We start from the raw sequence: 15,857 nt of genomic DNA, 5'->3' as shown, positions 1-15,857 counted from the left end.
TAAACTCCGGGAATCTCAAATGGGGAACATTAAGGACTTTTTTATCTTTATTATCTATTGCCATAGTTGTCATTATTTTGTAGGATTCAAGTCAAATGGAAGCAATGGAGTTTCACCATTACCCTCATTAAAACGGTCAAAATCCGATATGTATGATTTATCTTGAATCAGTTTATATTTTTCGTATTCGCTATAAGCCTTATCTCTAGCTTCTTCCTGTGTCACTTTTCCGGCTGTATCGCACGGCTCGTAATCCATCGTTGCAAGATATTGTTGAAGGAACTTTTTCCAATCATCCATAGTTGAAACGATATGACGTGCAGCACGTGATTCCGCCATATCAAGAAAGGCAGTTGTGATAAGATTCAACTGGGACAATTCAGAATCTGACAAGTAATTTTTGGCGATGATGGTATCAGACTTTTGCACTCTTCCATCAGGAGCTCTCTTCCATGTGGTAAGCCCCATATAAGGTTGCTCAGAATCAGCTCGTTGATAGATAATTTCCGCTGCCGTATGATGGGTAACGGCAAGGTGCATCATATTCTGTACCATCTTGAAGAACAACTTTGTATCTTCTGATTTCGGGTCGTAGTCCGCACTGCATTCTGCATAAATGTCAGTTATCTTTTGGTAATATCTGCGCTCTGAGGTGCGTATCTCACGAATACGCTCAAGCAAATCGTCAAAATAGTCTTTTCCAAAATGTTTACCCTGTTTCAGCCTCTCATCATCAAGGGCATATCCTTTAATGATAAACTCTTTCAGCACTGAAGTAGCCCAAATGCGGAATTGAGTAGCTTGATAGCTATTTACCCTATATCCCACTGCAACAATAGCATCAAGATTGTAAAATAGTGGCATACGTTCCACTTCCCGGTCTCCTTCTGTTTGAACTATCCCAATTTTTCGGATAGTTGCCTCTTTGGAAAGTTCTCCTGTTTCGTAAATTTGTCCGAGATGATAATTAATGGTTCTGACATCAACCCCAAACAAGTCCGCCATTCTTTTTTGTGACATCCAAAATGTTTCGCTGTTGAAAATGACTTCTACCCGTACCTCTCCTTGTGCTGTTTTATACAACAATATATTAGAACTTAGAGAATTATGCATGAGTTCAGCCATTGAGACAGATTGCGAGAAAAAGTCTCGCGCCTGTTGAACGAGCACCTTTTTATTATCAGCATTTTCCGCAATAATCATACATGCCATACGGGAAAGACGGAATATATTTACTTTGCGGAATGAGCCGTTTCCTATCTTAACCATATCAACCGCTTGGTTGAAATGCTCGTCCACATTCATTCCTTTTTCTCCAGCCACCTTAATGGCTTTGTCTATGACTCGTTGGAATTTCCAGTAAGCAGAATAGCCCATTGCACCACAAAGGTCACGGGAACTCCAGTATTCATTCCCGTTTTCATCCTTGCGGCATATATTCTCAAATGAAGGAGTCATCTGAGGTATGTTGTCATTTTCACCCATTGCTATTACTTTTCTGAACTATTCTACCAGTCCCAATTCTTTCAGGTACACTTCAATCTCTTTGTCGAGTTCAGCACGTTTGGCTTCCAACTCCTTTATCTCTGCCATTACAGCCTTTATGTCGATAGGTTCTTCCTCTTCAAAGGTATCAACGTAACGTGGAATATTCAGATTGTAATCATTCTCGGCTATTTCTTGAAGAGAGGCAAGGTGACTGTACTTTTCTATTTCCTTGCGGTCACGATAAGTTTCGACAATCTTTTGGATATGTTGCTCACGAAGTTTGTTCTGGGTCTTTACCTTTTCAAACTCCTTGCTTGCATCAATAAACAGAATATTGTCATCTTCCTTACGACATTTCTTGAAAACAAGAATACAAGTCGGAATACTTGTACCATAGAAAATATTCGCAGGTAATCCTATAATGGCATCCACATAGTTTTTCTTTTCTATAAGGAAACGACGGATAACTCCCTCCGCATTTCCTCGAAATAGTACACCATGCGGAGCAACACAAGCCATTGTACCACCCTCGTTCAAGTGATAAATCATGTGCAGAATAAATGCATAATCGGCAGTCTTACGTGGTGCAAGCCGTCCTGCTTTGCTGAAACGATCATCAGTATTGAATTTGTCGGCAGCACTCCATTCGGCTGAGAACGGAGGATTTGCAACCACTGCATCAAACTGAGTATCACCAAAAGCATCCCATTCAAGTGTATCACCATTTTCAATCTTGAAGTTGCTGAATCTGATGCCATGAAGCAACATATTCATTCGGGCAAGGTTATAAGTTGTAGGATTCTTTTCCTGTCCATAAATATCAACTGCATTTCCAATATTAGCAGCACGAAGAAGCAACGAACCACTACCGCAAGTAGGGTCATATACATTGCGTAAACGCTGGTGTCCGATGGAAACAATTTCTGCTAAGATACGGCTGACTTCCTGCGGAGTATAGAACTCTCCAGCCTTTTTTCCGGCTCCTGCGGCAAATTGCGAAATCATATATTCGTAAGCATCACCCAAAATATCAATCTCCTGTGATGCCTCTACTCCGAAGTCTATATCATCTAATGCAAGAAGCACGTTACTAACGAGCGTGTTTTTATCGTCGGCAGTCTTGCCCAATTTAGGTGATGCCAAGTCTATATCTGAAAACAATCCGCCAAAATCTTCTTCACTATCCTGTCCTAAAGTACTGTCTTCAATACGCTTCAATGAACGTTCAAGCATAGGCAAGATATTTTCTTTACGCTTGATAGCCTCTATTACGGACGAAAACAAGAATTTCGGTTCTATGAAATAGCCGATATTCTCCAAGCATTGGTTCTTTGCTTCCTCTTGAAGTTCCACCGCATCGGCATCATCCATTTCCCACAATTCCTTAAAGGTTATTTCATCATCCACCAAGGCATTGTTGGCATACTTCTCTATTTTTTCCGACAAGTACTTATAGAAGATGAAACCTAATGTAAAATACATAAAGTCACTTGCCGACATATTGCCACGCAAACGATTTGCAACCTCCCAAAGTTGGTCACGGAGTTTCTGCTGTAATTCTTCGCTCATAATATCTTATTCCCAATTAAACGTTTTTATAATACTACGCAATCTTTCCATTATTCTCGTCAAAGCCTTTCGGGTTTTGATAAGACCGAGATGCTTCTCTTTCAATGCCTTTTGTATAATTTCAGGCTGTTCTTTTTGTAAATAGTCATACTCTTTTATGTAAAGATTAAGCACTTCGGCAGAAATTTGTTCATCATCCGCCAAATCACTCACAGCCTTATTGCGTTCTGACACAATATATTGGTTCAAACGTTCCTCTAATTCATTTGTTCCATCTGCTCTATTGCGCCCATTCATGAAGTTTTCCTTGTCTTCATCTACATTCTTTTGAATAAAGCCGTCGATGAGTTTTGCTTTGCCTCGCATTCCAGCATCCTTAATCATTGTATCAAGGATATGCTTGCGCTTTTCTGAATAATCATCGCTATATGGGTCAAGTTCCGCAATGAGTTCAAGAATATACGCTACATTGATAATATCACTATGCAGAAGTTCAAGACAGAAATCAATGTCTTCCAGCCCTTGACTATTGCCATATGGAACAGGATCTTCCGCAACAGTTGACGGTGTAGCAGGTGGGTCAATAAAACCAACCGTAATGTCGAGGTATTTACTCTTATAATCATTAAACTGCTGTTCGGTCATACCGAGGTCTTCAGCATCCTCGCTGTAATCTTCGTATATCTGGATTTCTGCATGTTTACGGATAATGTCTCTGAACGCAAGTACAAAATTCTTCTTGTCATTTTCACTTTGCAGAAGGTCTATACTACTTGGCGTTGGATATTTTTGCAGAAAATCTGTTGCCAAACTCTTGTACTCATGCTTAACTTTTTCAAACGGAGGACGTACTATATCTTCAGGATTGTCGGAATTGCTAAACAGTTTTATAGACGTATCAACATTGTTTTTCAGATCACGGAAGCATACGATTTTACCGAATCGTTTCTTCTCGTTCAACACTCGGTTGGTACGACTGAATGCTTGCAGCAAACCGTGATATTCCATATTCTTATCCACATAAAGTGTGTTCAGTTTTTTACTGTCAAAACCAGTAAGGAACATTCCCACGACAAGACAAAGGTCAAGCGGTTTCATATCCGCTTTCTTCTTTTTCATGCGCAGATTGATGTCATCATAGTAAGCACGAAAGTTCTCTGTTGTAAAAGATGTGCCGTAGTTTTCATTATAATCATCCATAATGGATTGTAGTTCATCTGCTTCGCCCACACTTTCGCTGACATATTTTCCCGTACCCATACCAGTCTGTTCATCATCTTGACTATTATTGGCTGCGTATGTAAATACTGCACCTATACGGATTTTAGGATTCAATGATTTGAAAATCTTGTAATAGCGGATAAGCATAGGAACAGACTGTACAGCAAACAATGCGTCAAACTCTCCATCAAATGTAGATTTATTGAAGTTGTTAAGGATAAATCTTGCAATCTCCTCCATACGAGCTTGGTTATCGTTATCTACAATCTCGTTACCATGATAATACTCCACTAGGAAACCAAGCACATTTTCATCAGCAATAGCATCTTTGATGAGATATTTATGAAGACAATTGCCGAAAATTTCTTTTGTCGTATGTCCATCCACTGCATTTTCAGTAAAGATAGGTGTTCCCGTAAAGCCAAAAATCTGAGCATTATCAAAGAACTTCATAATCTTTTTATGACTGTCCCCGAAATGACTACGATGACACTCATCAAAAATCATTACGATGCGTGAATGACGGATAGCATCAATCTTGCTGCTATACCACGTCTTACTAACTGCCGCATTAAGTTTTTGAATGGTGGTTATGATAATTTTGGAATTGCTTTGAAGTCGCTTCACGAGTTCATCCGTATTGTCGGTACTATCCACTGCACCCGGTTCAAATGCCTCGTATTCCGATTGCGTCTGAGTATCGAGGTCATGACGGTCAACAACAAACATCACCTTATCCACATCATCCAATTCTGATACAAGTTGTGCTGCCTTGAATGAGGTCAATGTTTTTCCAGCACCTGTTGTATGCCAGATATAACCATTATCATTGGAGTTTTGTACACGATCCAAAATCTTTTCTACCGCATAGAATTGGTAAGGACGAAGTACCATCAAGCACTTGTCACCCTCATGCAGCACAATATACTTTCCTATGATTTTGCCAAGTGTACATTTTTCCAAGAAGAATATGGCAAACTTATCCAATTCATTGAACGGATGATTGGCGGCATCTGTCCAGTTGAATGTGAACTTATACCCACTATTTGGATTATTGGCAAAATAGCGAGTGTTAACACCATTGGATATAACAAACAACTGAATATAATCAAACAATCCGTGAAACGAAGTCTTGTGATAACGCTGTATTTGGTTGTATGCCTGTTTAAGTTCCACGCCACGACGTTTCAATTCAATCTGCACAAGTGGCAAACCATTGATTAGAATCGTCACATCATAACGGCATTTTTTACGTCCTTCCACCGTGATTTGGTTGGAAACCTGAAATTCATTCTGACACCACTGCTGCCTATTTAGAAATTCCACCCATATACGCTGTCCATCAGCCGTATCAAGCGGATATAAGTCACGGAGTTTCTTTGCCTTTTCAAAGCGAGTACCACCTTCAAGGTATATGAGAATCTTCTCAAACTCTTCTGTCGTAAACTCGCTGCGCCCATGTTCCTCCAGCCGTTTGCGGTTATGAATCTCCAACTGCCGTTTAAAATTGGCATACATATTATCCTCTTCCACAATTTGGACATATTCATAGTCCATTTGCTGAAGAGTGGCTATCAGTCCGGCTTCCAATGCCGCTTCACTTTGTGTTGACATATCCTTGCCTTTTTATGAGTAGTTACTACTTATTTATCTTACTATTTAGTATTCTGACATTCAGTGTATTTTCAACCTCATATAGATTAAATACATCTAAGACCACCAAAATCGCTTTAAGTTCTATTGTAGTCTTTCCTTTTTATCAGTTATCAAATCCTTCAAATCAACCTGTAGAATCTCGGCAATCCGCTGAAGCGTTTCCAAATTAGGTTGAATCCTATTGCAAGCATAAGCATTGACCATGCTAAAACTCTTATCTAACTGTTTGGCTAACCACGTTTGAGAAATGCCTTTTTCTAAAAGGACTGCCTTTATTCTATTCAGTTTCATTCTTTGATACGATTTTGTCATGCAAATATAGTGAATTATATTCAATAATCAGAATTGCCTTGCCAATATCGAAACATCTTTTACTTATAGCATTTCTCTAATAAATTCATATAAGAAAGTAGCACTTGCAAAACAACAAGTTTTATGATGTCCGTCAGCTTTCTTTATATCGGCAAAGTCAGATACAGCTTTAATCCAAAGAGCTTTTTTGCCAAGAGTATGAGCTGTTGCATAAAGAGCAAATCCCTCCATATCAAGTGCTTGTAATTTTCGCTCGTCCTCTTGTAAGTCTTTTACGACAGACGAAGAAGCAACAACAAAAGGACCACAGACTGTTTTGGCTATACAAGCAGACACATTTGATTTTTCATCTTTTAGATTAGCATCATGAATGGAGTCATTTATATCTCTTAAATGTACAGGATCTGATATAAACTCAGCCACCAATGCAATCAAACTATGATTTGCAGGTATCTGATTCATTTCTTTCAAGAATTTAATATCGCCAGACACCTGTTCTTTAAGTTTACCCGAAGCATAATCATGTATTGCATCAGCTATAATAATATCATCTAATGCGATATCACCATTATCTATCCCCGCAGTAATACCTGTCATAAAAATTGTACCTACTCCAAAATGATTATACATGGTAGAGGATAGAATTGAAGTTGCACAAATACCTGGTTTATTTGCACATGCTGCTATAATACTATAATCTTTTAAATGACTACTTGTAATATTGGTCGTCTTAAATACATATGGAAGTCCTTCAACTTGTATAGTTTCCCATTCACACCCAACAAATGCCTTTTGCATCATTATAAATTCCTCATTCAATGCACAAATAATTCCCAAATCATAAATACTATCATTTTTGATAGATGCTTCTAGATCTTTCTTCATTTGTCCTAACTGGCAGACTTTATCTTTGAGTTGAATCTTCCATTCGTTGTTCTTACGTGAATAAAACAACAAATACCACAATTTATCCTTAAATTCCTTCTGTTGTTCAGAAAATTCTTCCTCATATTCTGTCAAGCCAATTATTTGGATTGGCTTCTTTATACTTTGATTAATGTATATTTCCTCCAACAACTCTACGCCACCACGTCTATTCATCTCAATTTCTAAACCCTCCCGATGTTCAGGAAGCACCATGTCAAGAATGAGCATATCATATGCCTTTGTCTGAAGCAATTCTCTACCATCAACCAAACAACTTGCCTCATCAATCACTATTTCACCCTGAGGAAATAAAGGTTGGATAACAGACTTAAGTGAGTTTCTCTTATCTTGACTATCGTCTAATATTAAAATTTGGATCATGCTATAATTTCTTTTATTTGTTTTTTTAATTGATTCTTCCAATCGTTTTTTTGCGAAGAATAGTACACATAAGACTTGTAATTTTGAGGATAGTCTTTCTTAAGATCAATATCAAAAGCCTCCAACTGTTTACGACCAAATACGTTATACATTGTAACAACAATAACAGGGGTCATAATTTGTCGAAGAAACATTCCTTCAAGAATATATTGACCAGCAGAAGGCTCAGGTAATCCACCACTTGCATCTGTAGACAAATCATAGGTTGACATAGACATATCCAACAATATCAGCGAGTAATCACTCCCGTGTTCAAATATTTCTTCTTGCGCAGAATTATACGATGTACATTGTATAACTTTATAATTAGAAAACTCTTGCTTAAGAAAAGCAAGTATATTACTTGCTTTCTCTTCATAATCTTCAACTAATAATATTTTTTTCATCAACTAGCATGTCTTTTATATTAAACAATACATTAACAACACACTTACCTTCAATAGCTTTAATTGTAAAAGTATTATTCGTGTTACCAAAGTCATATTTTACAATAGTCATAGCCTTCACCAAGCCACTGCCACCTTCCTGCTGTAATTTTGCAATATCATTCATTTTCTTTTCAAAAAGATGATTCAATTCATTTTCTTGAATATTACTTTGAAGATCATTTATCAGTGATATTTTTATTATATCATCATTCAGCATTTGAGAATTGATTTGAAAAATTCTCTGATTTGTTTCCTTGCTGTATTTTAACATATTTGTTAGGAAAATAAAAAATAAATCAAACATAGAAGAACTATATTCAGAACGTATTTGAGCAGGCAGAGACACCATTTTTACATTCATTTCAAATTGAACATCTGAGTAATACCTTGCAGCTTGTTCCATAGTCATGCGAATATGATTCTCAATATCAAAATCTTCAAACTTCGTTTCCTGTCTATGAAACCAGTTTTCTACCTTTGTTAACTTATTGGTCAAAGCTGCTCTTGCATTATTAATTGCCGTTTTTAAATCTGCAGTCAAAGTGTTATGACCAGAAAGAGAATCAATGCAAAGTTCTAATGTTTGCAAATATCTAAATATATCTGGCTTTAATTGATCCGTAATTCTCTCTCTAATAATTTCCAATCGTTTTTCTGTTATTTCCCAAAGATAAGTCATCACACTCTTACAAAATGATTCCCGATCTTGAGTCTTAGATTCAATATCCATCAAGCGATCACATAATTCTTTCGTGTTTACAGCATAATTAAATTCTCCCTGCCTTCCATCGTCTTCATCTACACGAATTTGAATAACAGAATCCTTAAACGTAGATATAAGAAAATCAATATTTTGAGAAAATTTCATTTGTGCTTGATACAAGTTTTTACGCATTTCCGAATCTAAAGAATACTCAACGGACCAATAATCTGAAGGCATATATTGTTGGCCCGACTGATTTAATATAAGATTCAATCGTTCAAAATCGGATCTTAATTCCCCTTCAAATACCCCATGCCGAATTCGTGTACTTAAATATGTTCCTAAACCAAATCTACTTTTCAAGAATGCATATCTAATTACATTAAAAATTTGAAGGGCAACTTCTTCAATCGCATTGTTAGAATAAGTAGCAATATCGTCAATTAAGTCTGCTGCATTGTTATGCGAAAAATCACTACCATTAACTAGTACAAAAACTCTATTACTGCGAGCCAAGGCTGCCTGTTTTTTAAATCTGTCATACAAGTCGTCAATCTTACATAGTTCATATTTCATTATCGCATCTTCATTTACAAAAATCTTACTATCATCTAGTTTTTTCATTCCTCTGTATGCAACTATTTCATGCATTAATTCCGTACACATATTGGAATATAGATCATTTGGGAGAAATTCACTTTTCAGATAGCTGACAATCTTTATTTTTTCATCAAGCACATCTAATGTACTTTTTAGCTTATAGTGATGATACAATAAATCATCTGTGACAAGTAAATATAAAAACAACTCTACTTTCCTATGATCTCTCTTTTTGAGTTTATCCAATAAATCTGACGGATATGTTGCATTTTCATATTTACAATAACTTTCTAATACAAACTGTTTTTGAGGATAGTTCTCTGCATTTAATAAAATAAATATTAGGAAATCAATATCATTTTTTAAACCCTCATATCTTGAATTCTTAATATCCATCATAAATTGTCTTGTATCTACTTTTGACACAAAAGCTTTATTCTCAATATACTTCTCTACATAAAAACGGATAGCTTTTTGTCGATATGCTACCCCCATATTTATGTACGACATAAATGTATATTCAACTGCAGTTTGTACAGTAGGTATATATTCAGTGTTTTTTTCAATTATGGAGTTCCATAACACTATTGCCTTTTCATATTCTTTGTTTTCAAAAGTAATTTTCGCATTATCTACTTCACGTATATAGGCAACAACTTTTGATTCCTCTGTAGTTAATTTCTCTACTCTTCTTTTTTGATATGGAATAACAACTGATCCTTCACCATGTTTTAGCCCCCAATCCAAATAAATCAGCTTTTCTGCATTATCCTCAAAAGTAGTAGTAAAAAGCGGATCAAAACAACTCATAGTTGATAAATGGAGCCACGGATCCTTATCCCACTTTTTCTCTTCTTTTATGTAATAATCTAATCCACATGCAAAACTTAAACCGTACAAGTTTTTGCAACGTTGATACAATAAATCAAGACTCACGGCATTGTCTTGTTCGGTCATAACAGAATAAATCAAACTTGCAATTTCATTCAAAACAGAATCAGCATTATTGGCTATTTGCTTAAAACCATTATTTTTGAACAACAAAGCTCTACAATATAACTTTAGGACATCAAAATGATATGGTTTGTTAGAAATAAATTCTTTACATTCAGAAATCACATCATCATATTCTCCTGTATAATATTTATCAAGTATGGATATAAAATCTTTATCGTAATATTCTTTAGGCAAATTTTCACACTTACTAAGTAAAATATACGGCATCCAACGGCGATCTGAGGTTATGTCATAGAGCATTGTAGCAAAATCACTTACAATACCATCATTGTTTACATTTTTTATTTTATAAGATCGCAGAATATAATCCATCAATATATACCTATCTATCACAGAATTCAAACTTTCCATCATTAATGCGACAGAAAGATCGTCTATGTTATAATTTTGATAATAGTTCAGACGAAATAAATAGTAATTATAGCGATCGTTTTGGAATTCAGTTCTATTTTTCTTATACCGTGAATACAGCTCTGTATCATACTCGTAAGAAGGAACGGAACGTTGACTCCTTGAAAATATATTTGATAATATTATTGGAACAATTCCACGCTTTAAATCTTTATGGATCGTATTAAAATTGCTAATAATTCCAATGGCTTTTGACAGATCATTCTGAAGCCCAGCTATAGTTAGTCGCATCTCATAATACCAAACAGTATATCCTATACTCCTTAAAGATTCTTCTAATAATGATTCCGCTTTCGAATACTCCCCCAAAAGAATGTATTTTTCAATCTTGTCACGTAAAGAAACGAATTGTTTTAAAATGTTTTTATGTTTCTTCAAACACTGTAATACCCAGTTGATTTCAACCTCTACTGATTGAGGTTTATAGAAATAACGATTCCAACCTGTACCAAGTTCTTCTATCCGTTTGGGCACTGTATTTCCCCATATAACACTATTTAAAATAGGGTGTGATTTAAAGAGACTACCCAATGTCAAATTAATCAAAGTATTGTTTCCTGTATACTTCAATGTAAATGCAATCTCTGACCATTTTTTCTTATCACCTTTCATTGAAAGGAAAGCTTCTGTTAGTTGATAATCTTTCCAAGATGACTTAACCTTTGGAGGTAATACTTGAGGAATAAATTGCTTATTTATCATATTACATGTGTAATAATTTACTGTTTAAGTTTCTGCTGTATTATTAGATGCCTATAAAAGTCGTTTAAGCCGTTCCTTCAACAATTCACCATACTTTTCTTTTAATTCAGCACTTAGGAAAGAGCTTTGAATGACAGTCTCAAACTTGGGCAATAGTTTGACATACTTATTTATCAATCGCTCTACAATCACATTCTCTATACCCAGCGTGGCTGCTGACCTAATAAAATCCTCTCTTTGAAGTTTTTTCTTCCGACCATTCAAGGTCAATGCCAACTCTTCATCATCCTTGGGATTAATGATAGCCGCATTTAATAAATCGTAAGCAGGAGTTAAACGTATCATATCCGCCATCTCATACAAAGAGAAGTTTTTCAAGTGCATGTCGTTATTTCCTGTCAACCAAGAGAAAAGCACCAACTCGAAGAAATTGGTAACATCCATTTTGGATAAAGACGAGTATTTCAAAACAGCCTTGCCGATACGTTCATAACTGCTCTTGTATTTATGCTCTGTTTGCCTTTCCGTCAGTTGGCACATATCCTCCATCGCAATCTTCTCTCCGGCAGAAGTTCTGTCAATCCGACGGGTAAGATAGCATAGCGTGTCATCAGCCATCCGCATCAGCGTATGAGGAACCACCTCAATACGTGCCACCTCTGCAAGATGCATGGTTAAATCCTCAACCTCAGGCATCATTTCATATTGCGAGGTCTGTGGTTTACAAATATAACCGCCCCATAGACCAACAATAGTCAATCGTTTGCTGCCCTCATGCTCTTTCAAATGCAAGGACAACTTCGGCTGAACACCAGTCAAAGAGGTTTGATCTTGAATGATTTGCAGAGCAAGCTGATCAAGTTGTTCTGTCGTATAATCAAGAACAGGCAATGTTGCTGTTCCGAAGAACTTCTTTAAACAAGCCTGATGCATATCCTTTTCCCCCCTCAGGAGCGGACGATAACAATACAGACAATTACACATGGCTTACCTCCTTTTCTTCCATAGGAACAACACTTACCGCTCCGATACAATCCTTACAGCAGGTCAAGAGCAACGACATCCGGTCAAGAATACTTATGTCAGTATTCCGCAGTGCAACATCCAATAACCATCCTTCAGGAATCAAACCGTCGAAAAATGGGAACAACATAGGACTTGTATATGCATCTGCCTGTAAAGGCAATGTCAGGCTGACAGCCTTTGCCGTTTCAAGAGATATATATTCTGGTAAATAACGGAATTCATATCCAGCATCGTTTTCAGTCAGAATACCAGCCAATTGGTCTTTATAAAATATATGGGCTTGTCTCATTGATTACTGTTTTTTTGAGTGGCAACCATTTCATAATTAAAGAAGTCAAGAAGTTGATTCACCTTGTCGAGACGTAGCGTCTCTTTGCCTTGTTCAAGGTCTCGCACAAAGCGCAACCCCACCCCCGACTTCAACGAGAGTTCTTCTTGCGTCAGATTATATTGCTTTCGCAACATTTTGACCGTAGTAGAAAGATTATTCATAGCATCATACTTTACACCTCTTCGGGTACAAAGTTAGCACAAATATTCGATATTATATCAGTATGGGTATAATTTATTGGTTTATTATAGCAATTATATCAGACAGGGTATAATCTAATGAAGATTGAGACATTAATATTAAGGCTAAAAACAAATATAACGCATATAGTTTTACACTTTTCTAAGCGAATAAAACAGATTTGTTACACTTTTCCAAACGAATATTACCAATTGTTCTACACTTTTTCAAGCGAATCAAATGTGTATTCTACAAAAGTTCCCTAGTTCTATGATCAATTCTATTATCAAGTACCCTCTTGGGAAGAAAAACCACACCGCAAACCACAGAAATCCCAAGAAAACCACTATCTTTGCGTCCAACAAGCGTTCTGTAACATACCTGCGGAAATGCCCTATCACTCAATACATTGTATCTGATAGCGGACATTCTACAAAAGGGCTAAAAAGAAGCGGTACAACACGTATATGCAAAACAATGAAACACAACGATTTGCATTTGTCCCTACATTCTGTGTATTTGTCAAAACAGAGGTTGTACCGATTAAAATGAATGGCCACTGATAATCAGTGATGTAAATATGCTGTATCGGCAAATAATACTCCCCTCTTAGCCATACGACAAACTTCAACTTGTCGTTATATCCATACTAGAAAATTAGAATTATTATTTTTAAACAGATAAATCACCCACTCAAATATTGCTAATCCTTTCCTTGCCTGTTGTCGCTATAACGAAATATTCAATCGTGTATAACAACAATAGGTGAGGGGGAATAAGATAGTAACTCCCATTCATTAGCTCCCTAGAAAAAACTGTGAAAAGTAATTAAAGCTTTGTAGCAAGCTATTTAAATGCGTTCGAGCACTTTCAGAATGAGGTGGTCAATCGTATTTTTATATCCTGTATTGGCTTCTTTAATCAAACGGTTGGCGATTACCATGCAAACCGTCATGGCTTTGTGTCCCATTAGGCGGCTCAGACCGGCCAGTGCAGAGCTTTCCATTTCGAAATTGGTAATCTTGTAACCATTGCATTCGAATTTCTCTATTTTTTCATTTTGATGCGGGTCTGCTAAAGGCACACGGAGTTCACGCCCTTGCGGACCGAAGAAACCACCGGCAGCGATAGTGACACCACGTACCATATCATCACTGGCTATGCGCTCTATTAATTCTGCGTTTGCGTCGATGACGTAAGGGGCGGGGGCACACATATTCCCCGACCAACCCATATGGTCAAGGAAAGCACGTTCGAAAGGTAGGTCACAGACGGAGTTGCGTCCGGCATAGAAATTCAGCAGGCCGTCGAAACCGATAGATTTGGCGGAGCAGATAAAAGTTCCTACGGGAGTGTAAGGTTGCAAGCCACCGCAAGTACCGATACGCACCAATTCCAGTTGACGTAGATGAGATTTTTCCTCCCGTGTCTGGAAGTCGATGTTGGCAAGAGCATCCAGTTCATTCATGACAATATCTATATTGTCACAACCGATGCCGGTAGAAACGACGGTAATGCGTTTACCTTTATAAGTACCCGTAATAGTCTTGAATTCACGGCTCTCCACTTCACATTCTTTGTTTTCGAAATGAGAAGCTACCAATGCCACCCGACCGGGGTCACCTACAAGGATAACTTTGTCTGCCAACCATTCGGGCTTTACATGTAAATGGAAAACAGAACCGTCTTCATTGATAATTAGTTCGGAAGATGCAAAATACTTTTTCATATGGCAGGATATTAGTTCGTTTATAAAGAGAAAACGCCGGCAACCGGCTTTTGTTCACCGGCCCCGGCGTTTATATCGACGACTTTGCCGGTTTACTTGCTCAATGGTTGGCTGGATGTTCCGGTTGACGGCTTGGCGATATTTTCGCGCATCGAAGTGTCGGCCTCGATGTTTTTCATGCGGTAATAATCCATGATACCCAGGTTGCCGCTACGGAATGCCTCCGCCATAGCCTTGGGTACTTCAGCTTCAGCTTCGATAACTTTGGCACGCGCCTCCTGTGCCTTGGCTTTCATCTCTTGCTCGCTGGCAACAGCCATGGCACGACGTTCTTCCGCTTTAGCTTGGGCGATATTCTTGTCTGCATTTGCCTGGTCAATCTGTAAAGCGGCGCCGATGTTCTTACCTATGTCGATGTCGGCAATATCGATAGACAAGATTTCAAAGGCAGTACCGGCATCCAGTCCCTTGCGAAGCACCAGTTTGGAGATAGAATCCGGATTTTCCAGAACGGATTTATGATTTTCGGAAGAACCGATAGACGATACGATACCTTCACCCACACGGGCAAGAATGGTATCCTCACCAGCACCACCCACCAACTGACGGATATTGGCACGTACGGTTACACGTGCTTTGGCAATTAATTGGATACCGTCCTTTGCCACGGCAGTAACGGGAGGCGTGTCGATTACTTTTGGATTTACCGACATCTGGACAGCTTCGAATACATCGCGCCCGGCAAGGTCAATGGCAGTTGCCATTTGGAACGGTAGTTCGATGTTGGCTTTAGATGCGGATACCAGTGCATGCACTACTTTTTCAACATGTCCACCGGCAAGGTAGTGCGCCTCCAACTCGTCACGGGTGATATTACTCAGGCCGGCTTTGTGCGCTTCAATCAAACCTGGCACAATGATATAAGGCGGTACGTTACGGATGCGCATCAGGAATAGCTGTACCAATGATATGTTGACTCCGGAAACTTTAGCCGACAGCCATAGGAAAAATGGTACATAATGGAAAAACAGTACCAGGAAAATGATACCGCCTACGATAATGAAGGCAGTGAGATACATTGTGCTTGGGTCCATGATTTTAGTTGTTAATAATTTA

General features: G+C 37.8%; 12 protein-coding genes. All 12 read right to left on the bottom strand.

What is annotated here, in order from left to right; translation table 11 throughout:
• Window positions 1-72: 72 nt before the first annotated feature.
• The 12 genes from C233_RS0103735 to floA all read right to left on the bottom strand — a co-directional run bounded on the left by C233_RS0103735 (window position 73) and on the right by floA (window position 15,835).
• On the bottom strand, window positions 73-1,485 hold the full coding sequence (locus tag C233_RS0103735; protein ID WP_018666075.1) for a virulence RhuM family protein: 1,413 nt from the start codon (window positions 1,483-1,485) through the stop codon (window positions 73-75).
• An 18-nt stretch (window positions 1,486-1,503) separates the two neighbouring features.
• Window positions 1,504-3,057, bottom strand: coding sequence for a type I restriction-modification system subunit M (locus C233_RS0103730; protein WP_018666074.1), 1,554 nt, complete (start codon window positions 3,055-3,057; stop codon window positions 1,504-1,506).
• Between the two features lie 6 nt (window positions 3,058-3,063).
• The gene (locus C233_RS0103725) at window positions 3,064-5,892 is read right to left on the bottom strand and encodes a type I restriction endonuclease subunit R (RefSeq protein WP_018666073.1); all 2,829 of its coding nucleotides are present in this window, start codon (window positions 5,890-5,892) and stop codon (window positions 3,064-3,066) included.
• Window positions 5,893-6,015: 123 nt separating this feature from the next.
• Window positions 6,016-6,225 (bottom strand): helix-turn-helix domain-containing protein, encoded by a 210-nt coding sequence (locus C233_RS0103720; protein ID WP_025068811.1) that lies wholly within the window; start codon window positions 6,223-6,225, stop codon window positions 6,016-6,018.
• Window positions 6,226-6,309: 84 nt separating this feature from the next.
• Entirely contained in the window at window positions 6,310-7,596 is a 1,287-nt protein-coding gene (locus tag C233_RS0103715; RefSeq protein ID WP_229127995.1) for a phosphorylase family protein, read from the bottom strand.
• Window positions 7,551-8,000 (bottom strand): response regulator transcription factor, encoded by a 450-nt coding sequence (locus C233_RS0103710; RefSeq protein ID WP_018666070.1) that lies wholly within the window; start codon window positions 7,998-8,000, stop codon window positions 7,551-7,553. Before C233_RS0103710 ends, C233_RS0103715 begins: the two co-directional genes overlap by 46 nt.
• Window positions 7,978-11,475, bottom strand: a complete 3,498-nt coding sequence (locus tag C233_RS0103705) for a hypothetical protein (RefSeq protein ID WP_018666069.1) — start codon at window positions 11,473-11,475, stop codon at window positions 7,978-7,980. The genes C233_RS0103710 and C233_RS0103705 overlap by 23 nt, the downstream gene beginning before the upstream one ends.
• A gap of 51 nt (window positions 11,476-11,526) precedes the next feature.
• Entirely contained in the window at window positions 11,527-12,459 is a 933-nt protein-coding gene (locus tag C233_RS0103700) for a HipA domain-containing protein (protein ID WP_018666068.1), read from the bottom strand.
• Window positions 12,452-12,790: a HipA N-terminal domain-containing protein gene (locus C233_RS0103695; RefSeq protein ID WP_018666067.1), complete on the bottom strand. Its 339-nt coding sequence runs from the start codon at window positions 12,788-12,790 to the stop codon at window positions 12,452-12,454. Before C233_RS0103695 ends, C233_RS0103700 begins: the two co-directional genes overlap by 8 nt.
• Window positions 12,787-12,993, bottom strand: a complete 207-nt coding sequence (locus C233_RS0103690; protein WP_018666066.1) for a helix-turn-helix transcriptional regulator — start codon at window positions 12,991-12,993, stop codon at window positions 12,787-12,789. The genes C233_RS0103695 and C233_RS0103690 overlap by 4 nt, the downstream gene beginning before the upstream one ends.
• A gap of 869 nt (window positions 12,994-13,862) precedes the next feature.
• Complete coding sequence (locus C233_RS0103685) at window positions 13,863-14,741, bottom strand: nucleoside phosphorylase (RefSeq protein WP_018666065.1); 879 nt, start codon at window positions 14,739-14,741, stop codon at window positions 13,863-13,865.
• A gap of 92 nt (window positions 14,742-14,833) precedes the next feature.
• A complete protein-coding gene (gene floA, locus C233_RS0103680; protein ID WP_025068809.1) occupies window positions 14,834-15,835 on the bottom strand; it encodes a flotillin-like protein FloA in 1,002 nt (333 codons plus the stop codon).
• Window positions 15,836-15,857 lie beyond the last annotated feature (22 nt).

Source organism: Bacteroides gallinarum DSM 18171 = JCM 13658 (assembly GCF_000374365.1).
Classification (GTDB): domain Bacteria; phylum Bacteroidota; class Bacteroidia; order Bacteroidales; family Bacteroidaceae; genus Bacteroides; species Bacteroides gallinarum.
This window is presented reverse-complemented; position numbering and strand designations above follow the sequence as displayed.

Bases quoted from the DNA above. Each gene is read 5' to 3' on its own strand.
- C233_RS0103735 (WP_018666075.1), bottom strand. From the start codon at position 1,485: ATGGGTGAAAATGACAACATACCTCAGATGACTCCTTCATTTGAGAAT.
- C233_RS0103730 (WP_018666074.1), bottom strand. From the start codon at position 3,057: ATGAGCGAAGAATTACAGCAGAAACTCCGTGACCAACTTTGGGAGGTT.
- C233_RS0103725 (WP_018666073.1), bottom strand. From the start codon at position 5,892: ATGTCAACACAAAGTGAAGCGGCATTGGAAGCCGGACTGATAGCCACT.
- C233_RS0103720 (WP_025068811.1), bottom strand. From the start codon at position 6,225: ATGAAACTGAATAGAATAAAGGCAGTCCTTTTAGAAAAAGGCATTTCT.
- C233_RS0103710 (WP_018666070.1), bottom strand. From the start codon at position 8,000: ATGAAAAAAATATTATTAGTTGAAGATTATGAAGAGAAAGCAAGTAAT.
- C233_RS0103705 (WP_018666069.1), bottom strand. From the start codon at position 11,475: ATGATAAATAAGCAATTTATTCCTCAAGTATTACCTCCAAAGGTTAAG.
- C233_RS0103700 (WP_018666068.1), bottom strand. From the start codon at position 12,459: ATGTGTAATTGTCTGTATTGTTATCGTCCGCTCCTGAGGGGGGAAAAG.
- C233_RS0103695 (WP_018666067.1), bottom strand. From the start codon at position 12,790: ATGAGACAAGCCCATATATTTTATAAAGACCAATTGGCTGGTATTCTG.
- C233_RS0103690 (WP_018666066.1), bottom strand. From the start codon at position 12,993: ATGAATAATCTTTCTACTACGGTCAAAATGTTGCGAAAGCAATATAAT.
- C233_RS0103685 (WP_018666065.1), bottom strand. From the start codon at position 14,741: ATGAAAAAGTATTTTGCATCTTCCGAACTAATTATCAATGAAGACGGT.
- floA (WP_025068809.1), bottom strand. From the start codon at position 15,835: ATGGACCCAAGCACAATGTATCTCACTGCCTTCATTATCGTAGGCGGT.